General features: G+C 37.8%; 22 protein-coding genes. 9 read left to right on the forward strand and 13 right to left on the reverse strand.

Translation table 11 applies throughout. The features are described from left to right. Positions 1-149 precede the first annotated feature (149 nt). The gene (locus ESZ48_RS07900) at positions 150-1,610 is read left to right on the forward strand and encodes an aminoacyl-histidine dipeptidase (protein WP_129016788.1); all 1,461 of its coding nucleotides are present in this window, start codon (positions 150-152) and stop codon (positions 1,608-1,610) included. A 219-nt stretch (positions 1,611-1,829) separates the two neighbouring features. On the opposite strand, the gene ESZ48_RS07905 is transcribed toward ESZ48_RS07900, so the two are convergent. From ESZ48_RS07905 to ESZ48_RS07915, 3 genes are read right to left on the reverse strand one after another with little or no spacing between them, the layout of a single operon-like run. Then, positions 1,830-2,993 (reverse strand): peptidylprolyl isomerase, encoded by a 1,164-nt coding sequence (locus tag ESZ48_RS07905; protein ID WP_129016789.1) that lies wholly within the window; start codon positions 2,991-2,993, stop codon positions 1,830-1,832. 4 nt (positions 2,994-2,997) lie between these two features. Continuing rightward, entirely contained in the window at positions 2,998-3,546 is a 549-nt protein-coding gene (gene gldI / locus ESZ48_RS07910; protein ID WP_129016790.1) for a gliding motility-associated peptidyl-prolyl isomerase GldI, read from the reverse strand. After that, positions 3,543-4,559 carry a DHH family phosphoesterase gene (locus tag ESZ48_RS07915; protein ID WP_129016791.1) on the reverse strand — a complete coding sequence of 339 codons (1,017 nt, stop codon included), beginning with the start codon at positions 4,557-4,559 and terminating at the stop codon, positions 3,543-3,545. The genes gldI and ESZ48_RS07915 overlap by 4 nt, the downstream gene beginning before the upstream one ends. 173 nt (positions 4,560-4,732) lie before the next feature. On the opposite strand from ESZ48_RS07915, the gene ESZ48_RS07920 reads away from it, so the two are divergent. Further along, entirely contained in the window at positions 4,733-5,152 is a 420-nt protein-coding gene (locus ESZ48_RS07920) for a nucleoside-diphosphate kinase (RefSeq protein WP_129016792.1), read from the forward strand. A 130-nt stretch (positions 5,153-5,282) separates the two neighbouring features. Here ESZ48_RS07920 and ESZ48_RS07925 read toward each other — a convergent pair whose 3' ends face one another. The 7 genes from ESZ48_RS07925 to recF form a co-directional block, all read right to left on the reverse strand. Further along, the gene (locus ESZ48_RS07925) at positions 5,283-5,474 is read right to left on the reverse strand and encodes a cold-shock protein (RefSeq protein WP_027125508.1); all 192 of its coding nucleotides are present in this window, start codon (positions 5,472-5,474) and stop codon (positions 5,283-5,285) included. Between the two features lie 244 nt (positions 5,475-5,718). Next, positions 5,719-6,147 carry a hypothetical protein gene (locus ESZ48_RS07930; protein WP_129016793.1) on the reverse strand — a complete coding sequence of 143 codons (429 nt, stop codon included), beginning with the start codon at positions 6,145-6,147 and terminating at the stop codon, positions 5,719-5,721. A 34-nt stretch (positions 6,148-6,181) separates the two neighbouring features. Beyond that, the gene (locus tag ESZ48_RS07935; RefSeq protein WP_129016794.1) at positions 6,182-6,535 is read right to left on the reverse strand and encodes a hypothetical protein; all 354 of its coding nucleotides are present in this window, start codon (positions 6,533-6,535) and stop codon (positions 6,182-6,184) included. Continuing rightward, positions 6,532-8,952, reverse strand: a complete 2,421-nt coding sequence (locus ESZ48_RS07940; RefSeq protein WP_129016795.1) for a penicillin acylase family protein — start codon at positions 8,950-8,952, stop codon at positions 6,532-6,534. The genes ESZ48_RS07935 and ESZ48_RS07940 overlap by 4 nt, the downstream gene beginning before the upstream one ends. A gap of 99 nt (positions 8,953-9,051) precedes the next feature. Further along, positions 9,052-9,348 carry a DUF721 domain-containing protein gene (locus ESZ48_RS07945; protein WP_129016796.1) on the reverse strand — a complete coding sequence of 99 codons (297 nt, stop codon included), beginning with the start codon at positions 9,346-9,348 and terminating at the stop codon, positions 9,052-9,054. A 68-nt stretch (positions 9,349-9,416) separates the two neighbouring features. After that, a complete protein-coding gene (locus tag ESZ48_RS07950; RefSeq protein ID WP_129016797.1) occupies positions 9,417-9,848 on the reverse strand; it encodes a hypothetical protein in 432 nt (143 codons plus the stop codon). Positions 9,849-9,962: 114 nt separating this feature from the next. Next, the gene (gene recF, locus ESZ48_RS07955) at positions 9,963-11,045 is read right to left on the reverse strand and encodes a DNA replication/repair protein RecF (protein WP_129016798.1); all 1,083 of its coding nucleotides are present in this window, start codon (positions 11,043-11,045) and stop codon (positions 9,963-9,965) included. A gap of 134 nt (positions 11,046-11,179) precedes the next feature. Between recF and ESZ48_RS07960 the strand changes: the two genes are divergently transcribed. The 7 genes from ESZ48_RS07960 (at position 11,180) to ESZ48_RS07990 (ending at position 17,889) form a co-directional block, all read left to right on the forward strand. Further along, the gene (locus ESZ48_RS07960; RefSeq protein WP_129016799.1) at positions 11,180-11,947 is read left to right on the forward strand and encodes a tetratricopeptide repeat protein; all 768 of its coding nucleotides are present in this window, start codon (positions 11,180-11,182) and stop codon (positions 11,945-11,947) included. A gap of 4 nt (positions 11,948-11,951) precedes the next feature. Further along, positions 11,952-12,434: a 6,7-dimethyl-8-ribityllumazine synthase gene (gene ribH, locus ESZ48_RS07965; RefSeq protein WP_129016800.1), complete on the forward strand. Its 483-nt coding sequence runs from the start codon at positions 11,952-11,954 to the stop codon at positions 12,432-12,434. Between the two features lie 564 nt (positions 12,435-12,998). Next, on the forward strand, positions 12,999-13,280 hold the full coding sequence (locus tag ESZ48_RS07970; protein WP_129016801.1) for a riboflavin synthase subunit beta: 282 nt from the start codon (positions 12,999-13,001) through the stop codon (positions 13,278-13,280). Continuing rightward, positions 13,280-15,130, forward strand: a complete 1,851-nt coding sequence (gene mutL / locus ESZ48_RS07975; protein WP_129016802.1) for a DNA mismatch repair endonuclease MutL — start codon at positions 13,280-13,282, stop codon at positions 15,128-15,130. Before ESZ48_RS07970 ends, mutL begins: the two co-directional genes overlap by 1 nt. A gap of 28 nt (positions 15,131-15,158) precedes the next feature. Next, positions 15,159-15,980: a rhomboid family intramembrane serine protease gene (locus ESZ48_RS07980; protein WP_129016803.1), complete on the forward strand. Its 822-nt coding sequence runs from the start codon at positions 15,159-15,161 to the stop codon at positions 15,978-15,980. Further along, entirely contained in the window at positions 15,977-16,849 is an 873-nt protein-coding gene (locus ESZ48_RS07985; RefSeq protein WP_129016804.1) for a rhomboid family protein, read from the forward strand. Before ESZ48_RS07980 ends, ESZ48_RS07985 begins: the two co-directional genes overlap by 4 nt. A 5-nt stretch (positions 16,850-16,854) precedes the next feature. Then, the gene (locus ESZ48_RS07990) at positions 16,855-17,889 is read left to right on the forward strand and encodes an endonuclease/exonuclease/phosphatase family protein (RefSeq protein WP_129016805.1); all 1,035 of its coding nucleotides are present in this window, start codon (positions 16,855-16,857) and stop codon (positions 17,887-17,889) included. A 167-nt stretch (positions 17,890-18,056) separates the two neighbouring features. Here the strand turns inward: ESZ48_RS07990 and ESZ48_RS07995 are convergent, their stop codons facing one another. Genes ESZ48_RS07995 through lepB form a run of 3 tightly spaced genes read right to left on the reverse strand, consistent with a single transcriptional unit; the run spans position 18,057 to position 20,545 of the window. Then, complete coding sequence (locus ESZ48_RS07995; protein ID WP_129016806.1) at positions 18,057-18,371, reverse strand: DUF6122 family protein; 315 nt, start codon at positions 18,369-18,371, stop codon at positions 18,057-18,059. Then, on the reverse strand, positions 18,371-18,991 hold the full coding sequence (locus ESZ48_RS08000) for a WbqC family protein (protein ID WP_129016807.1): 621 nt from the start codon (positions 18,989-18,991) through the stop codon (positions 18,371-18,373). The genes ESZ48_RS07995 and ESZ48_RS08000 overlap by 1 nt, the downstream gene beginning before the upstream one ends. A gap of 12 nt (positions 18,992-19,003) precedes the next feature. Beyond that, positions 19,004-20,545 carry a signal peptidase I gene (gene lepB, locus ESZ48_RS08005; RefSeq protein WP_129016808.1) on the reverse strand — a complete coding sequence of 514 codons (1,542 nt, stop codon included), beginning with the start codon at positions 20,543-20,545 and terminating at the stop codon, positions 19,004-19,006. Positions 20,546-20,633 lie beyond the last annotated feature (88 nt).

The following is a 20,633-nucleotide window of genomic DNA, read 5'->3' on the forward strand; positions in this document are numbered from 1 at the left end:
AATAGTTTTATAAAACATCTATGAATCCCTACCTTTGTACAACAACGAAAAATGGGCGTATGAAATGAGCATGATCAAAATTCGTCGACAAACACGAATAGAAATTTGCGAATTAGATATGACCCATAAAAAATAATAAATAGCTACATATGAATAAAGATATAAGACAATTAGAGCCTAAAGTACTTTGGAATAAGTTTGCCGATTTAAATGCCGTACCACGACCTTCAAAAAAAGAAGAACGTGTTATTGCTTTTATGAAAGATTTCGGACAGAAATTGGGATTGGAAACTTTTGAAGACAAGGTGGGAAACGTCATCATCAAAAAACCGGCAACTGCGGGAATGGAAGACCGTAAAACGGTGGTGATGCAATCGCATTTGGATATGGTGCACCAGAAGAATAATGATACACAATTTGATTTTGATACCCAGGGCATCGAGATGTATATAGATGGCGATTGGGTTAGGGCAAAGGGCACAACGCTTGGTGCAGATAATGGACTGGGAGTTGCTACAATTATGGCGATTTTAGAAAGTTCTGACATTCCACATCCGGCTCTTGAAGCTTTGTTTACGATTGATGAAGAAACAGGAATGACGGGCGCAATGGGATTGGAAGGCGGATTATTGCAAGGCGATATCCTTTTGAATCTCGATACTGAAGAAGATGATGAAATTGGTGTTGGATGTGCAGGAGGCATTGATGTGACAGCCACAAGAACCTATAAGGAAGAGGAAACTCCTGAGTTTAAAACAGGGTATAAAATCACCGTAAAAGGATTACAAGGTGGCCATTCAGGGATGGATATCCATAAAGGATTTGGCAATGCCAATAAGCTGATGAACCGTTTGCTTTTTGACGGATTTGAAAACTTCGGATTGCGTATTTCTGAAATTGATGGGGGAAGTCTTCGCAATGCCATTCCCAGAGAAAGTAATGCCATTGTAGCTGTAGATACGATGAATGCGGCAGCATTTGAAACTGAAATGGAGGAGGTTATTGACGATATCAAAACCGAATTTAAAACTTTGGAGCCTAATCTGACGATAGAGATCAGCAAAACTGAAACTCCAGAATTGATGATGGACTTAGGCGTTCAGGAAGGTTTGACAAGAGCGCTTTATGCCGCTTGTAATGGGGTTTACAGAATGAGTCCTGATATTCCAGACTTGGTTGAAACCTCAAATAATATTGCACGAGTGATTGTGAAAGATGGCGACATCAAGATTATGTGCTTGACACGTTCATCCGTGGAAAGTTCAAAGTGGGATTTGACCAATATGCTGCGTGCTACCTTTGAGCTAACGGGATGTGAGGTGAACTTTGACGGTGATTATCCTGGATGGAAACCCAATATGGATTCGGCAATCTTAAAGGTATTATCACAGCTGTATAAAGAATTAAATGGCAAAGAAGCTCATGTGGCGGCTTGTCATGCAGGATTGGAATGTGGTATTTTGGGAAAAAATTATCCAGAGATGGATATGATTAGTTTTGGTCCTAATATTAAGGGAGCGCATTCTCCAGATGAACGTGCACAAATTTCATCAACACAGAAATATTGGAAATTTGTTTTGGAGATTTTGAAGAATATTCCGAAGAAATAGAATTTGCATTAGGCATTAGGCATTAGGCATTAGGCATTAGGTATGAGGGTTGGTGTTTTTCTTCGATTCGAAAGTATTATGAAGTAAAATAATAGTCTAAGCACGAAGTACTAGGTTAAATATATATACTTGATAAGTATGAAATTAAGAAAGCAGCGATGAAAATTTTCAACGCTGCTTTTTGGTTTTCCAAATGGTATGGATTGAAACTTTAAGATTTTATTCTTGAATTTCTACCATTTCAATGATGAAAATCAAATCTGTATTAGGCGGAATCATTCTAAAACCACGTTCGCCATAAGCCAAATGTGATGGTAAGTAGAAGAACGATTTGTCACCAACTTGCATGTGATTTACTGCTTCTTTAAAACCAGGAATCATTTGTGCTTCAGGACTGATTGGCATTGGCATTGGGTTGTACATCTGCCTTTGGTCTTTTTCCGGGTTATACACACCATAATTCTCTTCAACCGACTTTACATTACTATCAAAAAGACCTCCATCGGTAAAGTAACCTTGATAATAAAGCATAACCGTATTGCCCGCTTTTGGTTTAGGACCAGTCCCTTTCGTAATGTTGAACATTTTTAAACCAGAAGCTAATGTTTTCGATTTGCCTTCGTAAGTTTCAAATGCAGGTTTCATGTCGGCTGCCGCAGCAGCACTTTTTTCAGCTCTTATTTTCTGTGCTTCTTCCTCTTTCGCAAAACGCTCTTTTTCGGCTTTTTCTGCATCAGCAAAATGATCTTTGAAAACGACCGGTGCATTAAAGTTTTTAGCATCCTTGCCTTTTCTGATAATGTTGACTTCTTCCATGATCACATCCTCTATAGGTTTGTCACCAGGCTTTGAAGTTTCAACACTGGCTAGAGTGTGCAACACATCTTCTCCTACTACCAAATATCCGAAAACATTGTAGCCACCATCTAAGTTAGGTGTCGCATTTTCAGTGATGAAAAATTGACTTCCATTAGTGTTAGGGCCAGAATTTGCCATAGATAAAGTACCTACTTTATCATGCAAAAGATCTTCAGAAATTTCATTGTTGAATTTGTATCCTGGGCTGCCACTTCCAGTTCCAGTAGGATCTCCACCTTGAATCATAAACTCGTCAATAATTCTGTGAAAAATCAATCCGTTGTAGAATTTTTTACCAATGTAGGCGCTGTCCACAAGCGTGTTTGTGCCTTCGGCCAAAGAAATGAAATTTGCCACTGTTACAGGAGCTTTCTGGTATTCCAAACGGAGGACCATCGTTCCTTTATTGGTGATAATTTCAGTGTACAATCCATCTTCTAAATCTGGATATTTGTCCTTGCATGCCGTTGCCGATACAAGAAGCATTAATAATACGAGGCCCATGGCCTTTTTAATCAATCGCATAGTTTTAATCGTTTTGGTTTTGAATAATTGAATTTACGGTCACTTCGCAGATGACTGGAGTGTTGGTGCCAATTTTGTTTTTGTCACCATAGTAACCATAAGCTTTTTGAGATGGAAATAAAAAGGTGACGGTTTCACCCGGTTTCATCAGTTTTAAACCTTCTCTCAGTCCTGTAAATATTTCTTCCTGATCCATGGCATAATCACGCGGATGGATTTCATTATCAGAATAAATATCATTGCCATTGAAGTCTTTGACATCGTAATCAAAATTGACAATATCACCAAAGGTAGGGGTGATGGTGTCTTTCTCAACTTTTGTATTATAGTAGTACCAAAATCCACTTTCTGAAGCGATATAGGTTTTTGAAGTGTCTTTTTTGATGATGTTTATAATCTGGGCAGACTCTTCAGCATTCAACTTTTTATTGCGTTCTGCTGATGTTTTTATGAAGGAACCCGATTTTTGTGAAATTGGCCTTCTAGCTTCAGGAGACTTGCAGCTACTGACGCCAAGGGCTAAGACGAGAATGAAAAGAATGGCTCTTGTCATGAATTTAGGGTGTTTTTATAGCGTGGTAATATACTAATAAATTTTTCAACTGTATCATTTAAACTGAGGTCGCTTTTACCACCTGCTGCGTTGGTGTGTCCACCCCCGCTGAAATTTTGTCGAGAGAATTCGTTGACGGAAAAATCACCTTCGCTTCGCAAGGAAATCTTGATGATACCTTCCTGTTTATGCTCAATAAATATCGCTGCAAAAATAATGTTTTTGATGGATAGGCCGTAGTTTACAAAACCTTCTGTATCTCCTTTTCTGAAATTAGCAGCATTCAATTCTTCTTGAGAAAGGGTAATATATGCTGTTCTATATTCAGGAATGATCTTGAGATTTTTGAGGGCGACGCCTAACAATTGGAGACGTTCGTAACTATTCGTATCGTAAATGGAATTATATATTTCAGAATGGTCTGCGCCCTTATCAATCAAATCAGCAGCTACCAAATGCGTTGTGCTGGTTGACGACGGAAACCTAAACGACCCTGTATCTGTCAAAATACCCGCATAAAGACAGGTCGCAATTTGACTATCAATGGCATCCGTATCCTCAAGCATGTCTATAAAACGATACACCATTTCGCAAGTAGAACTCATGGATACATCACTAAACATATATTTGGCATAAATGTCAGGTTGTTGATGATGGTCAATCATGATTTTTATAGCTTTTGAATTGTCCAAAGGCGTTTCCATTTCTCCAGCGCGATGAAGTGCGTTAAAATCTAAGGTAAATATTAGGTCTGCACTTTCTATAAGGCTTTCTGCCTTGGTTCTATCAGATTCGTAAATGATGACCTTGTCTTGACCTGGGAGCCATTTCAAAAAGTCCGGATAATCATTTGGAGCGATAACCGTTGCTGTATGATTGTTCTTAGTAAGATAGTGGTATAATCCCAAGGTGGAACCCATGGCGTCTCCATCTGGGTTTTTATGTGGCACAATGACGATGTGTTTTGGCGCAATTAATAAGGCCTTAATTTCTTTGATATCGTGTTCTGTCATAGCGTGCGAAGATACAATTTTTTAAGTTTCATATTATGGTTTTAGTGATAAATGCCGTACTTTTGCACGAAATTTATAAGTGCTTTATAAAAAGACAATTACAGTAAGGGCTTAGATTTAACAAGGCTAAATACTAAAAATCAATAATAATCAGAATTAATTAAATTATAAATATGGTAACTAACAGAACGTTTACAATGCTTAAGCCAGATGCAGTCGAGAAAGGACATATTGGCGCAATCTTAGATAAGATAAGTGCTTCAGGCTTTAAAGTTGTGGCTTTAAAATTAACACACATGACTACTGCTGATGCAAAGGCATTTTATGCCATACATAGCGAAAGACCTTTTTATGGCGAGTTGGTAGAATATATGACACGCGGACCAATTGTGGCTGCTGTTTTAGAAAAAGACAATGCTGTTGAAGATTTCAGAACCCTGATTGGCGCAACAAACCCTGCTGATGCGGCGGAAGGCACCATCCGTAAATTGTATGCTGCTTCTATTGGCGAAAATGCCGTACATGGAAGTGACAGTGATGAAAATGCTGCTATTGAAAGCGCATTCCATTTTGCTGGAAGAGAAATGTTTTAAGAAATCTAGAACTTATTAAATAAAGAAGGCTTGAAGCGATGTGTTTCAAGTCTTTTTTTGTTACACATTTAAAAGCAAAAAGCCCCGCAACTGATGTTGCGGGGCTTTATCATTTAAAAAAGCTTATATATTAGATAACTTTTACGTTAACTGCGTTTAATCCTTTTTTTCCTTCTGTAAGATCGAATTCAACTTCATCGCCTTCACGAATTTCGTCGATTAATCCTGAAATGTGAACAAAATGTTCTTTGTTGTTTCCTTCTTCTACGATAAAACCGAAGCCTTTAGCATCGTTGAAAAATTTTACTGTTCCTTTACTCATTGTAATAAAATATTAAATTAATTGTATATAATGGTTCAAAGATAGTGCCAAAAAGAATACAAAATGCTTTTTGAGGCATGTTTTTTTTATGAATGTCAAGATAATAGTGTACAACTGCTAAATTTGATGAGGCAAGCGTCTAAAGTTCTTACGAATTTAGTGTCCAGATCCTCTGAAATGAATTGGATAGACGGTAAGTAATTGTAAATAAATACAATATGGATCCTTGAAAATCTTCAGTTCCTTATTTTTTCGGACGATATGGCTTAACACGAGTTAGGATTATTGCATCATCATTAAAAGACGCTGGTCTGACATCATCAAAAGAAACGGCGAAATTGATGGCATCTGCATCTATAAATTCGGCAATGGCCAATAATATTTTTTGCTCTCTTGAATCAAGTTTTGTAAGTGTGAAATCAATCTGGATGGGCTCTGTATCCATATTAATGCTGTAGGTCATTTGACCTCTTTTGTCATTCATCACAAAGTCTTTTCCGCCGATGGTCTGTTCGCCAATTTCAAATGCGGCGTATCCTTCTTTGTCAAAAATAACCGCGCCAACACCATTTTTATCCCCTCCAATCCATTTGCCAACAAAGTCTTTGGAGTTACTTTGATTGTTAAATGCGAAAAACGGAACCAGAACAATTAATAAAATAAGCTTTTTCATAGGAACATCGTTTTTATATCTGGCAGATAAAGGTTTATCGTTTCACCAACATCCTACATTGTTTTCCCAATATGGCTGAAACTCCTGCCGCAATGCCGCCAATGCATCCTGTAACTAAAAGCAATACAGCCCAATTGCCTCCCAAAGGCAATAACACGGCGATTTTTTCGGCTAAAATAAAATCGTTCGCATTGCTCAACCATAGCGCATAGACCGTCCAAAATAGAAAGACCGCTAAAAACGGAATAAAAAATACAGCAGCACGATCTAAACTAAAGAATAAGGCTGACACAAATCCTGCCACCATCACGTGCCACCATGGTAAATATTGTGATAGAATAATGGCAATGATTAAGGTAACTATAAAGTTGATAAGATTCTTTTTCATTGTTTTGGAGTTAGGATTTGACTTGCGATAATATCTTTGGTATCCTCTTGATCTTGCATAAACAAGAGGTTCATATAATCGCCTTTGGCCCATCGATCGATAAAATTGTCATAATATTTACTGCCTGGATTTCCTGACTGTCCACCAGGATAAATGCCATAGCCGGTTGGGGGCGTGGTCATTTCCACAATCATCCGCCATGAAGGTCCATGGTTTTTTGAAGCGGCATTAACGGTGTTATAATCGCCACCAATGGGCAGATCAAATCGTGAAAATGCTGGTAAAGCTTGCAGTAAATGACCAACATAAGTGGCTTTGTAAGCTCCCCAATTATAGTCGCCGTGTTCTGCCTTCCATTCCGTAAGCTCTTTTGCCGTTTCTTTAAAAGTAATCAAGAATAGATCATTGGAAGTCTCTTTTTCAGAGGTGCTTAGGATATCCATCAATTCGTCTTGCGGATGGTTTTTAAGCATATAAATGGTTTGATACGTAAATGGCTTCTCCAACGCGCGGCTATCGGCATCGAATTCATCCCATACGATCTTGTATAATTTTGTCCACCAACTTTCCCAAATACTTGGTGCAAGTTGATCAATTTCACTATAGAAATCCCAGGATTTAATGGTGTTTAAAATGTCTGTTTCTTCTGCAGTTAAGGTCGATGTGTCCATATTGGTAAAGATATAGGGCAACAATTCTGACGCTTTTAAATTGTAGTTGTTGTTCTGTAGGTTTTTGAAATCCTGAATATTAAACTTGTCCTTTGCTCTGAAAAAATCATTGATCACCCGGTTTCTGTAGGTTTCATAACCATCGTTATAAACGTAAAAAGGGTAGGAGGGATCTACGGGGTGCTGATTTGCCGAACTTACAAATCCGCGCTCTGGGTTTTTTGAATGTGCATTGAATTTCTGAGGAATAAAACTCTGCCAATCGTGTTTTGGGTTGCTGCCATCCAATAAGAATTTACCTTGTCCTTTCCATTTGTTTGGGAATTGACCTTGGATCCAGAGCGCGATATCACCTTGGATAGAAGCAAATACAAAGTTTTGGGCAGGTGCCGTATAATTTTTTAGCGCGTCGAGGTAATCGTCATAGTTCTTTCCTTCGTTAAGTTTTAAAAACGTACGCTGGTTGTTTCCGCCAATATGTCCAACCCATTGCATGGCATAACCTGCTTTGGCATTGTCACCTTTGAAGCTGTGGTCGTAGGAGACAGGACCATGGTGTGTGTATATGATGGTGTCGTAAAGGGTTTCTCTATTTCGGATTTTGATTTCTTCAATACGCTGTGTGGTCTTTTTCCATTGATCGTCATGTTTGTATTCTTTTCTGGTGTCATCCTTGAATTCAATTTTATACCAATCAATAACATCACGGGTCGCATTGGTCTCGCCCCAAGAAATATGATTATTATAGCCAGAGATGATGCCCAAGGCTCCAGGGAGTGTGGCACCATAGCTGTTGTGTTCTGGGGTTGCCAATTGCATTACAAACCAGATGGAAGGCAGGTTTAAGCCTAAATGAGGATCGTTGGCTAGAATGGGATGGCCAGAATAGGATTTTCTTCCAGAAACCGCCCAGTTATTACTACCGTTTTGCGGGTGCGGCTTGTCTAATGTTTCCGTGATGGAAATGGAATCTAAAGACCTATCCTGTTCAGGGGTTTCTGGCATTTTTACATTTATGAAACTCCAATCGGTTTCTTTGGAGATTACGGGATCATTAACATCAAAGAAGTCTGGGAATAAAAGATCGTAGCGTTCTTTTCCAAATTTTGCTAATGCATTGGTATGTTCCAGATCCGCTTCCCTTCCTGCCAGCATTTTGGTCATATACATCAGTAAAAGCGCTGTTTTATCAATGGTCCATGGCTCAGGGGCATAATCCAATAATTTATATTCTACTGGATAGTCTTTGGGCTCTAATTGATTGATATAGCTATTTACGCCATCACGGTAGGCTTCAATATAGCTAAGGGTTTCAGGATCTTCCTGCATTTTTTCGAGAGCGTTTTCTGCGCCAAAAACCATCCCGCGTCGGCGTTCCTGACGGTCATAGTCTAAGGCTTGCTCTCCAAGTATTTCTGCTAAGCGTCCACCAGCGGCAAAGGTTTGGAATTCCAATTGCCACAAACGATGTTTCGCGGTCAAATAACCCTGTGCCCGATAGAGGTCGGTGTTGTTTTGTGCAAAGACATGCGGAATTAAATGTTCGTCATAATGAACGGTGACTTCATTCGTTAAACCATCAATATGCATTGTGGAGCTAAGATTTTCGTCCAATTCGTTTTGCCAAAATCCTTCATTGGGACTTAAGAATTTTCCCATAGGCGGCGTGCTGCCAAATTTGCTATTTAGACCAAAAAAAACCACTAACGTGAGCACTAATGTAAGCGGAAGCTTAAAATATTTCATAAAAATAATTTAGTTAGGGCTTTGAAAATAAGAATTATTGTGTCAATACAAACCTAATGGAGAAATAAGTTTATTTGGAATAAATGAAATATGTCTGTTTTAGCGGAGCACCAATTTTTTTATTACCTCTTTGCCTAAAGCTTCATTCAGCATTTTAATGATTTTTTGGTTGCCATAACTAAGTTCTTCTCGTAATACACTGGAACTGAGTTGTACATAAAGTGTGTCGCGTTCCAATTGAATGGCGGTGGTGTAATTGTTGACGCCATTTCCCATCATTTGCGCCCAAGCGTCCTTGACGTTCACTTTGTCCAAACCTGGTTGGAGTCTGTTGGTGTCAACAAATTCTTTTAAAAGGTCACTGATCGATAGATTGTCTTTGTTACGTCTTGCCATTTTGGAATTTGTTAATTGCTCTTTGGAACTCAGTTTTTTTGCCTGCCTGTCGGCAGACAGGGAATTTGTTATTTTGAATTTGATTTTTCAACGGTTATTGGCTCGAAGCGCTTATAAAGATACTTTATCTTTTGATCATTTATAATTAATAATTTTTCATCTGTAGCATCTAAAACCGTTTCCTTCCAGTTGGCAAAAGGGGTTGTGTAATAGATATGTAGACTATCATTTTCTATTTTTAGAATTAGGCTCTCAGAGTCGTCGGAAGTTGTGTAAGTCCCGTTAAAACTTGGTTTCATTTTTTTTCTATATCCAGTTAAACTGTCGGAAATGCTGAGGAAGTCTACGGTATCGTTATAGGTGTATTCACGTTTAGAGCCATCTGCCATGATGACTTCATCAATTTCCCAATAGCCGTTTAAATGTTTGATTAAAGAATTTGGATCTTTGGAACAACTTAATAAAACAAGGCTAAAAATTAAAATTGTATATTTTTTCATAAGGATGTTGAGTTTTCAATGTCCAAAATTCAAGGATCAAATTCCAAAAATATTGAACGCTGTTGGAATTTGCCTGCCTGTCGGCAGACAGGGTATTTTAAATATTGGAGTTTTTTATTTCAGTTTAAATATCTTATAAGATTGATGTACCTGTTTTATGATCGCTTCGGTACGATCGGCATGCGTATCGCTTATAAAAAGTTGTCCGAAATTCTCGTTATTCACCAGTCCAATGATTTGTGCCACGCGATTTTCATCTAATTTATCAAAAATATCGTCCAAAAGCAAAATAGGAGAAACTCCGCTTTTCTGTTTGATAAAATCAAATTGCGCCAATTTTAAGGCAATCAAGAACGATTTTTGCTGTCCCTGACTACCGAATCTTTTAATGGGGAAGTCGTCAATCTCAAAACTTAAATCGTCTTTATGAATCCCAACCGAGGTATATTGAAGCGCTTTGTCCTTATTGATGTTGATTTTTAAAAGCGAATTCAAATCGTTTTCAAACAAATCACTTTTATAACTTAGGTGAACGGGTTCTTGGTGATTACTGATCGCGTTGTATCGCGTTTTAAAAATAGGGATAAAGGTTTCCAAGAACGCTTTTCTGATGGTAAATATTTCTGAGCCATAAGTATGCAGCTGTTCGTTATAAACATCCAAGGTTTGTGCGTTAAACGTATTATTCAGCGCAAAGTATTTCAATAGCGCATTTCGCTGTTGTAAAATTTTATTGTAATTAATAAGTTGGTTGAGGTAATTTTTATCGCTTTGCGAAATTACGCTATCAATAAATTTTCGTCTGGTTTCGCTGCCTTCTATAATCAAATCTCTATCGGCTGGAGAAATAATGACCAAAGGGATGAAGCCAATATGGTCGCTAAATCGCTCATAAGCCTTAGAATTTCGCTTAATCATCTTTTTTTGCGACTTTTTTAATGAAACTAGAATCTTTTCTTCACGATTATCTTTCTCAAAAACGCCTTCCACTACAAAAAAATCCTCCCCGTGTTTAATGTTTTGCGACGCTATCGGATTGAAGTAACTTTTCCCGAAAGACAGATGATAAATTGCATCAAGAACGTTGGTCTTTCCAATGCCATTGGCGCCTACAAAGCAATTGATCTTATGGTCAAAGGTAAAGTTCTGACTGTCAAAATTCTTGTAATTGAGTAAGGAAAGTGAGTTTAAAATCATGTAAAAATTCGCTTTTAAAAAAGATTGTTTGTCAACATTGCGAATGGAAGTGCAAATTATTGAAAAATAACAAATAATATACCTTTTATATACCAATAAAAATTTTAATTTTGCGGCGCATTAATTATGACGATATGGCAACTTATAAGAAAAGAGGTTACAAACCGAAAACGAAGGCTGAGAAACAAGACGCTTTAGAAGAAAACTCAACAACGGCTGAGGTATTTAATACTTTAGATGAGTCCGCTTCAAGAACTGAAGAATGGGCAGTAAAAAACCAAAATTATATTATTGGTGCGGTTGCAGCTATTGTAGTTGTTGTTTTAGGGTTTTTGGCATACAATAAATTTGTAGCAGAACCTAAGGCTAGTGAGGCCATGAACGAAATGTTCAAAGCACAACAATATTTTGAACAAGCACTTAATGGCGCAGCAGCTAAAGATTCATTATATACCTTATCTCTAAATGGAGGTGAAGGAAAATATGGAATGTTGGACATTATCAATGAATATAGTGGGACACCAGCAGCTAATTTAGCTAACTATTATGCTGGAATGGCTTATTATAGTTTAAATGATTACACAAACTCGGTTAAGTATCTGGGTAAGTTTTCAAGTAAAGATAAAATGTTGGGACCTATTGCCAACGGAAGGATTGGAGATGCATTTGTTCAATTGAATCAGCCTGAAGATGCTTTGAATTATTATGAAAAAGCGGCTAACATGAACAAAAACGATTACACTACGCCAATGTTTTTATTTAAAGCAGGCAACGTGGCGCTGAATTTAGGTAAAACCAAAAAAGCACTTGATCACTTTACAACCATAAAAGAAAGCTATCCAAACTCTAGTGAGGCTGGCAATATTGATGTCTTTATAGGAAAAGCACAAGCAAGTTTGTAAAACAATGACAGCAAAAAAGCAAAATTTATCTGATTACGATAAAAACACAATCCCAAATGCGAAAGACTTTCGATTTGGGATTGTTGTTTCAGAATGGAACAATAATATCACTGATAATCTTCATAAAGGCGCTCTTGACACTTTGGTTGGACATGGGGTCTTGGCAGAAAACATCATCAGTTGGCATGTTCCTGGAAGTTATGAGTTGATCTATGGCAGCAAAAAGATGCAAGACCAAAAGGTTGATGCGGTGATTGCCATAGGTTGCGTGATTCAAGGCGAAACCAAACATTTCGATTTTGTATGTGAAGCCGTTTCACTTGGAATCAAAGATTTAAATGTGTTGCATGACACGCCGGTCATTTTTTGTGTGCTCACCGACAATAATATGCAACAGTCCATTGACAGATCAGGTGGTAAACACGGCAACAAAGGTGTTGAAGCTGCTGTAGTAGCGATCAAGATGGCGGCGTTGCGTCAGGCTTAAGGACAGTCTTCAGTAAGCAGTTTTCAGTATTCAAAGTTTAGTAGGTTGTCTTGAAAAGCGTGTGAATTGCTTTGTTTTTTGACGTTGGCTCGATAGCTCTTAGGATCATGGGTTTTTTTCGACCCAATTCTTTGCCTTCTCTCGTGCTCTGTGAGAATTTGTTAAAAAACTGTCGACAATGGAAAGTCATTAGGCTTTAACTGAATACTCACCCGTCATCCGTCATCCCAACTTCCAACTTCGCGCTTCACGCTTCGCACTCCTTTCTTAACAATTTTTAGCAGTAAAAGCATCGTTTTTCCTCGTATTTTGAGTACATTTGAAGTTCACAAAGGCAAAGCGTTCAACAGTGAATTTATTTAATCAGCGTCAACCTAAACGTTTCAGTTACACGCCAAGACATCTCAAAGAGCATCATAAGGACAATTCAAATGAATTAGATCCTAAATGGCGTCAAAAAACACAGCGCAAGAAAAAAGCGCGGACATTACCTATGCTCCTGATTTTTTTAGGTATGGTAATTGTTATTTGGTATGTTTTAAGTAACTACGAAATTTAGAAATTATGAGCATCTTTAAAACACGTCAAAACAAAAAATTTAGCTACACCCCACGGTACTATAAAGGTGAGGAGAACCCTTTTGAGATCAAGCATAAATTTGAAGAGCACAGAAAAACGGTTGGAAAAGTTGGTCTAAAAGGTAAATTCGAAAACGCATGGGATGATTATAAAAATTCACCTGACGCTTCGGTCAAAAAACGAACTCTTATAATCATTGGAATTTTAGTATTCATTTTTCTTTTGATCATAGGCTTCGATTTGTCAATATTCTTTCCAAAGGGCTAATGTCAGATATCATTCAACTTTTACCAGATCATGTTGCTAATCAAATTGCGGCAGGAGAGGTCGTGCAACGTCCCGCTTCTGTGGTCAAGGAATTGATGGAAAACGCCATTGATGCTGATGCCACTATGATCAAGTTGATTATTAAGGATGCTGGCAAGACCTTGGTTCAAGTGATTGATAATGGGAAAGGCATGAGTGCAACAGATGCACGTTTGAGCTTTGAACGTCACGCCACTTCCAAAATTCGTTCTGCGGATGATTTGTTCAGTTTGAACACTAAAGGATTTAGAGGTGAGGCTTTGGCGAGTATTGCCGCTATTGCGCATGTAGAATTGAGATCAAAACAGGATGAAGATGAACTTGGAACGCTCATTAATATCGAAGGAAGTGAAATCAAAACTCAAGATATAACGGTCACGCCAACCGGTACCTCTATTGCCGTGAAGCATTTATTTTTTAATATTCCTGCACGTCGGAATTTTTTAAAATCGAATACGGTCGAATTGCGCCATATTATTGATGAATTCCATCGTGTGGCTTTGGCACATCCTAATGTTGCTTTTGCTATGTACCATAATGGCAGCGAGCTTTTCAATTTGCACGAAAGTAATTACCGTCAACGGGTGGTCAATATTTTCGGAACGAAAACTAATGAGAAACTCGTTCCTGTTGAGGAAACCACTGAAGTCTTGACCATTTCAGGATTTGTGGGCAAACCGCAATTCGCAAAAAAGAGTCGGACAGAACAGTTCTTTTTTGTTAATAATCGTTTTATCAAAAGTCCTTATCTCAATCATGCCATCAACGCTGCGTTTGAAGGCTTGATCAAAGACGGAAATCATCCCATATATTTTTTAAATCTAACGGTCGATCCAAAATCGATTGATATCAATATCCATCCCACAAAAACCGAAATCAAATTTGATGATGAACATACGCTGTATGCTATTTTGAGATCGTCGGTAAAACATAGTTTAGGTCAATTCAACATTGCGCCTGTTTTAGATTTTGAATATGATACCAATCTGGATACGCCTTATAATTACAAAGATAAAGGCGCTTCAACACCAACCGTTGAAGTAGATAGAAATTACAATCCGTTTCGGGAAGAGCGCATCGCCGGCAAGCAAGTCACCGCCTTTAGAAAGCAAACCCCAAATAATTGGGATAGTTTGTACGTTGGGTTGGAGTCAAAAGGCACGCGTGATACTCAAGATTTTAGTCAGGTAGAATTTGAAAGTGAACCTGAAAAATCGTCTTTGTTTGACGACAAATCACAAATTGAAACCACGCAAAGCACCTATCAATTTCAAAATAAATACATCATCAGCACCATAAAATCTGGCATGTTGATGATCGATCAAAATAGGGCGCACCAACGGATTTTATATGAAGGATTGTTGAAAAGCATGACGGTCAAGGAAGCGGTGAGCCAACAATTGTTGTTTCCATTGCAATTACATTTTACAGGTTCAGAATTGACGATTTTAAAGCAATTGAAAGACGATTTGGAAGCTACAGGTTTTGTATTTTCTACTATTGATGAGGATCAGGTTGAAATTACCGGGCTTCCCATAAATGTACCCGATACTGAGGTTTCTATGATTTTGGAGCAACTTATTAGCGATGTAGAGCAGGAAGTACCAGACAGTCATTTTAGTGCCACAGACCTATTGGCAAAATCCATGGCGAAGAGTTTAGCAATAAAAACTGGGCAATCCCTATCAAACTTAGAACAAGAGCATTTGGTGAACAGCCTATTTGCTTGTAAAGAACCATCTGTTTCACCAACCAATAGAGCCACATTTATTACATTGTCGATTGATGAGGTTGACAGAAAATTTATGTAATTTTAATTAAAGAAAAGATTTAAAAAGAATGAGAGGAATTACAGATACGGTAAAGCATTTACTCATCATCAATGTACTGATGTTTATTGGGACGCTTACCATACAAAATGGCATATTTTACAATTGGTTTTCACTACATTTTCCTGTAAACGATTCCTTTAAAATTTGGCAAATCATCACGCACATGTTTATGCATGGCAATACGATGCATCTTTTGTTTAATATGTTTGCGCTTTGGATGTTTGGTGTTGCCGTAGAGCAACAATTAGGTTCCAAAAAATTCTTGTTTGTTTACATATCGGCAGGGTTGGGCGCTGTTTTATTTCAATTAGGTTATAACTATTTTGAGTATTACAATGCGTATCAGCATATTGCAGATCTCAATTTAAGTTCAGACCTGGTTCATAAAATCGCCAATATAAATGCGGTAGAAGGTGGATATATCAAGGGACAGCTATTTCAGAATCAATTAATGCCCTTATTTGCGGAGTATAATGTCAATCCTAATGTGCTCACTAACCAAACGTTCAGTGCATTGTTTGAAATGAATGTGGCCGCCAGCGCAAGTATGGTTGGAGCATCCGGTTGTATCATGGGCGTTTTGGCAGCATTTGGGATGATGAATCCTGAGGCTAAATTAATGTTGATATTTTTACCTATTCCTATCAAGGCGAAGTACTTTATTCCAGGCATTATCCTATTAGATGTTATTTCTGCTATTTCTGGACAGTCATTTTTCAGCCCGAGCAATACGGCTTATATGGCACACGTTGGAGGGGCACTCACAGGCTTTTTGATCATGTGGTATTGGAAAAGAACACAGTTCAATAAAAACCGTTGGGATAGATGAAAACATTAAATCAAGATCTTCAGGAGAAGTTGAGAACCCTCAATGTGCTTGAAAAGATAATCATCATAAATGTGGTGGTCTTTTTAGTTGGGCTGCTGCTTTCAATAATTGTAAAGATGGGCGGAAGTTTGTCCTGGCTGGAATTGCCAAAGGATGCTGGTGATTTTATCTTGAAACCTTGGAGCATTATCACCTATGGCTTTACCCATTACGGATTTTTGCATATCCTGTTCAATATGATGGTGCTGTACTTTGTTTCGCAAATGATGCTCAATCTATTCAGTCCTAAGCTCACTTTGAATATTTATTTCTTAGGCATTATTATGGGCGGACTCTTTTTTCTTTTTGCCTATAATGTGTTTCCGCAAAATTTTCTGAAACCAGCTGGAGCTTTAGTAGGCGCGTCTGCAGGCGTTAGGGCATTATTGATTTTTTTATGTGCCTACATGCCGAATACTCAGGTACGAATGATTGCTTTCAATATAAAATTATGGCATCTAGGTGTTGCACTGGTGATTTTTGACGTCATTGGTCTTTTTGGGTCAAACCAAGGTGGCAATATTGCCCATTTGGGAGGTGTCGCTTTGGGGTATTTTTATGCCAAGCAATTGATCAAAGGGAATGATATAGGGAAAGGGTTCGAGAAACTGATGGACTATGTTTCCAATCTTTTTAAAGGAGGAAAGAAATCGCCTTTAAAAACAGTTCATAAAAGAAAATCTGGTACGGTTGCAGGTCATAATAAATCGGAGTTTAAAGAGTTTAGTAAGCAAAAGCAAATCGATCTCATTTTAGATAAGATCAGTAAAAGTGGTTATGAAAGTCTGACGGAAGAAGAAAAAGCTTTTTTATTTAAAGCTAAAGATTAATTACCATGAAAAAACTAAATCTTTTTGATAAGCTTTTGTTTTTCTTCAATTCAATTGCCGCAACAACACTTTTGCTGGCTTATATCTTACCGTACATGGAGCCCAAACGTTTTGCTTTTCTGTCCGTATTAAGCCTCACGGTTCCTTTTTTAATTATCGTTAATCTCCTATTTGTAATCTATTGGCTTTTAAAGGTCAAAAAGCAGCTGCTATTATCCTTAATAGTCCTTCTGATAGGTTTTAATCATGTGGCGTCTTTGTATAAGATATCGGCGTCAAAACAAGTGGAGGATGAGGATAATATTGCCGTCATGAACTACAATGTCCGCTTGTTCAATGTTTTTAAGTGGATTCCTGATATTGACGCGACCAAAGAAATCAGTCAATTTATAGATGATAAAAAACCGGACATCATTAGCATGCAGGAATATCGACCTGATAAGACGTTGGTGTTAAAAGGATACTATAGATTTGAAGCTGTTGGAGGTAAAAAGATTAAAAACGGTCAAGCCATATTTTCTAAGTTTCCAATTATCAATAGAGGTTCCATCGAATTCCCAAATACTTATAACAATGCCATTTTTGCGGATATTGTAAAGGGAAAGGACACGATTAGGATCTATAATGTACATCTACAATCCTTAAAAGTAGATGCAAATACCGACCCCTTGAAAAATGAAGCTGCTGAAAACCTATTTAGACGTGTTGGTAGTACTTTTAGGCTGCAACAAGCTCAAGCGGATCTTTTTTTAAACCATAAAGCGAAATCGCCTTATAAAACGATTGTTTGTGGCGATTTCAACAATACAGCCTATTCTTATGTATATAAGGAAATAAAAGGTAACGAGCTGAAAGATGCTTTCGTAGAAGCTGGAAATGGTTTTGGACGGACTTTCGATTTTAAGTTCTTTCCGGTGCGAATCGATTTTATATTGGTGGATGATCATTTTGAAATCAACGGATTTAGAACTTTTGATATCAAACTTTCAGACCACTTTCCGATTATGAGTAAGGTGAAAGTGAAGCAAATAGGTGGTTAGTAGTCTTCAGTCTTAGTTGGCAATAAGGTTTCGAGTTATGAGTTCAGAGTTATGAATATGTCCAAATATGTAGATATTTCTTTGTGTAGCCTTGTAATCTAGCTTTTTTTTATTTTTCGTTAATCGTTAATCGTTAATCGTTAATCGTTAATCGTCAATCGTCAATCTCATACCGTCATCATCCAGCAATCCGTTGCATCTGCAATGATATGGATGACCAATCCGATACCTAAAATTCTAGTTTTCTTAAAAAACAAAAATCCAACATATACAACCATCGCATAATAGGTGTGAAGTGGATGGAAGTTAACACTACAGCGTTCAGGATCGAAAAGCGGAGTTGCCAAGAGATGATCTAAGTCGATGAGCATGGTGGCAATCATGATCAAATAAGCCATTTTCCAGTTGGATCTAAAAAACAAAAAAGCCACCACTAAGGGCAAACCAAAATGAATTCCGTAATGTATAAAGGATTGTAGCATTATACAGGTAATTGTTGTTTCTCAAGATACAATAAGGCATTCGGACCTTCGTTAAAAATCAAATCGAGAATACTCAAATTTGAAATAAATCCGTGTTTGTCATCAAATACCTGAACGTAGGGCTTGAGTGGTTGTTCGGTTTCTTTTCTGTGGTCGGCTAAATACCGGTAATCTTTCTTTTTTGTAGGATTCAACTCAAATTCAGTGGTCTTTTCAAACTTTAGTTCGTGTTGAAGACATTCCAAAATGGCATCTAGACAATTGAAGTTAAATTCCATCAAATGCGTGGCTTCTTCAGTGAAAAGATGGATCAGATCATGTTCGTAAAATTCAAAAAACGGAGAGCTACTATATGCAGATTGAATCGATTTCCAATGTAGATCCTGCCATTTTTCATCATTTGATATGACAATGTCTTTATAAAGCTGTCTGTTTTTTTGCGAATAGACCACAGGAACGGTCAGCGGAATTTTACCATGTGCACCATAGATCGTCATACGGTTTCTATAGGTTTGCTTCTGATAATTATCGCAGACTTCAAAAATTACCTTTTTAGCCTGAACCATGGCAACACATTGTGCAATGCTGGGGAAATAGGTAGGGTGAAGTAGAATGTCCATAATAGAAAGCTACTATTTATTAGCTTTTCTTTTGCGCCACGTATTAAATCCGAAAATAAGGCCTAAGAGGACAAGGAACGGAATAAAGTAAGAGACTAATTTTCCATTGCCACCAACGGTAGTGAAAAAGCGTTCCCATCGCGGACTTTTTCCATCCCAGCTCATCCAAACCAAAACAGGTTTCCCTACAACGTGATCAAAAGGTACAAAGCCCCAAACTCTGGAGTCTTGTGAGTTGTGGCGGTTGTCTCCCATCATCCAATAATAATCCTGTGAAAAGGTGTATTGGTTGGTAATCTGGCCATCAATACTGATTTGATTACCATTTACAGAGAGCTCACGACCTTCATAAACGCTGATGACGCGTTTGTACAACGGAAGATTTTCAGCAGTTAACGTGATGGTTTTTCCTTTTTCAGGGATATATAAAGGACCGAAAAAATCATTATTCCAGTCATAGGCAGGATTCATAGGGAAAATACCAGAATCACGATTGCCCATAACGTCTTTTCTAATTTCTATGGAGGCAATATTGGGATGATTTTTTGCTCTGGCCACTGCTTCTTCAGTCGCTGCAGGAATGATCCATGTTTCAGATTCTTGATCATAACCTAAACCATCGGTCATGTCAAAACGTTTCAAGATTTCATAAACCTGTGCATTTGAAGAGATTTGGCCTTTAAAGGTCACATCGTACGAAAACTGGATTCTGGCACGATCATTCAAAACATTTTGTTTGCCATTAATGTATACATAACCATCTTTTATGGAAAGTGTGTCGCCAGGTATACCTACACTACGCTTCACGTAGTTGGTTTTTTTATCGATAGGTTTATAGTAGAATTTATCGGTATGGCGCATGTCTAACATGGTATCCACCGGCCAGTTGAAAACAACAATATCATTACGTTTGATCTTTTGAAACCCGGGAAGCCTCATATAAGGCAGTTCAGGTTTTGAAAGATAAGACTTGACGTTTAGAAATGGGATCGTGTCGTGTACCATAGGTGCTGCCACAGTGGTCATTGGAAGTCTCGCCCCATAATGGAATTTGCTCACAAATAGAAAGTCGCCCACCAACAATGTTTTTTCCAAAGAGGACGTAGGAATGGTAAATGGTTGGATGAAATACGTATGGACAATTGTTGCCGCAACAATGGCGAATAAAATAGAACTGATCCAATCTCCGGCGGCCGATTTTGGATGTAAACTACGGTCTTTAACATGAGTAACATCTGCGACATAATTCAGGTAATAATTGTAAAAACCTAAAGTTATCAGCGCTAAAACGGTATCTGTAGTAGTATTTTTTCCAAAACTTCTGGCCGTTTCCACCCAAACTACAGGAAACATGATCAAATTGACAATAGGAACGAACAGTAAGATTGTCCACCACCAAGGTCTATTGATGATTTTCATTAAAACCACGGCATTATAAACCGGAACCAAAGCCTCCCAAGCTTGTCTGCCTGCTTTTATGTATAATTTCCATGTGCCAAGTCCGTGTGCAACCTGTATCACGAAAAAGAAAATAAACCATTCTGTAAATGTCATCTGATCGTAGTTATTAGTGTAAAAATTAGGGGTTTAATGGTTAGATTTTAAAGCCCGTTCAACAAATATATTGTAAATGATAAATCGT

The sequence above is a fragment of the Gelidibacter gilvus genome (assembly GCF_004115975.1).
Lineage (GTDB): Bacteria > Bacteroidota > Bacteroidia > Flavobacteriales > Flavobacteriaceae > Gelidibacter > Gelidibacter gilvus.

What these genes read in the sequence shown, in the direction of transcription:
- ESZ48_RS07900 (WP_129016788.1), top strand. Translation starts at nt 150, where the DNA reads ATGAATAAAGATATAAGACAATTAGAGCCTAAAGTACTTTGGAATAAG.
- ESZ48_RS07905 (WP_129016789.1), bottom strand. Translation starts at nt 2,993, where the DNA reads ATGCGATTGATTAAAAAGGCCATGGGCCTCGTATTATTAATGCTTCTT.
- gldI (WP_129016790.1), bottom strand. Translation starts at nt 3,546, where the DNA reads ATGACAAGAGCCATTCTTTTCATTCTCGTCTTAGCCCTTGGCGTCAGT.
- ESZ48_RS07915 (WP_129016791.1), bottom strand. Translation starts at nt 4,559, where the DNA reads ATGACAGAACACGATATCAAAGAAATTAAGGCCTTATTAATTGCGCCA.
- ESZ48_RS07920 (WP_129016792.1), top strand. Translation starts at nt 4,733, where the DNA reads ATGGTAACTAACAGAACGTTTACAATGCTTAAGCCAGATGCAGTCGAG.
- ESZ48_RS07925 (WP_027125508.1), bottom strand. Translation starts at nt 5,474, where the DNA reads ATGAGTAAAGGAACAGTAAAATTTTTCAACGATGCTAAAGGCTTCGGT.
- ESZ48_RS07930 (WP_129016793.1), bottom strand. Translation starts at nt 6,147, where the DNA reads ATGAAAAAGCTTATTTTATTAATTGTTCTGGTTCCGTTTTTCGCATTT.
- ESZ48_RS07935 (WP_129016794.1), bottom strand. Translation starts at nt 6,535, where the DNA reads ATGAAAAAGAATCTTATCAACTTTATAGTTACCTTAATCATTGCCATT.
- ESZ48_RS07940 (WP_129016795.1), bottom strand. Translation starts at nt 8,952, where the DNA reads ATGAAATATTTTAAGCTTCCGCTTACATTAGTGCTCACGTTAGTGGTT.
- ESZ48_RS07945 (WP_129016796.1), bottom strand. Translation starts at nt 9,348, where the DNA reads ATGGCAAGACGTAACAAAGACAATCTATCGATCAGTGACCTTTTAAAA.
- ESZ48_RS07950 (WP_129016797.1), bottom strand. Translation starts at nt 9,848, where the DNA reads ATGAAAAAATATACAATTTTAATTTTTAGCCTTGTTTTATTAAGTTGT.
- recF (WP_129016798.1), bottom strand. Translation starts at nt 11,045, where the DNA reads ATGATTTTAAACTCACTTTCCTTACTCAATTACAAGAATTTTGACAGT.
- ESZ48_RS07960 (WP_129016799.1), top strand. Translation starts at nt 11,180, where the DNA reads ATGGCAACTTATAAGAAAAGAGGTTACAAACCGAAAACGAAGGCTGAG.
- ribH (WP_129016800.1), top strand. Translation starts at nt 11,952, where the DNA reads ATGACAGCAAAAAAGCAAAATTTATCTGATTACGATAAAAACACAATC.
- ESZ48_RS07970 (WP_129016801.1), top strand. Translation starts at nt 12,999, where the DNA reads ATGAGCATCTTTAAAACACGTCAAAACAAAAAATTTAGCTACACCCCA.
- mutL (WP_129016802.1), top strand. Translation starts at nt 13,280, where the DNA reads ATGTCAGATATCATTCAACTTTTACCAGATCATGTTGCTAATCAAATT.
- ESZ48_RS07980 (WP_129016803.1), top strand. Translation starts at nt 15,159, where the DNA reads ATGAGAGGAATTACAGATACGGTAAAGCATTTACTCATCATCAATGTA.
- ESZ48_RS07985 (WP_129016804.1), top strand. Translation starts at nt 15,977, where the DNA reads ATGAAAACATTAAATCAAGATCTTCAGGAGAAGTTGAGAACCCTCAAT.
- ESZ48_RS07990 (WP_129016805.1), top strand. Translation starts at nt 16,855, where the DNA reads ATGAAAAAACTAAATCTTTTTGATAAGCTTTTGTTTTTCTTCAATTCA.
- ESZ48_RS07995 (WP_129016806.1), bottom strand. Translation starts at nt 18,371, where the DNA reads ATGCTACAATCCTTTATACATTACGGAATTCATTTTGGTTTGCCCTTA.
- ESZ48_RS08000 (WP_129016807.1), bottom strand. Translation starts at nt 18,991, where the DNA reads ATGGACATTCTACTTCACCCTACCTATTTCCCCAGCATTGCACAATGT.
- lepB (WP_129016808.1), bottom strand. Translation starts at nt 20,545, where the DNA reads ATGACATTTACAGAATGGTTTATTTTCTTTTTCGTGATACAGGTTGCA.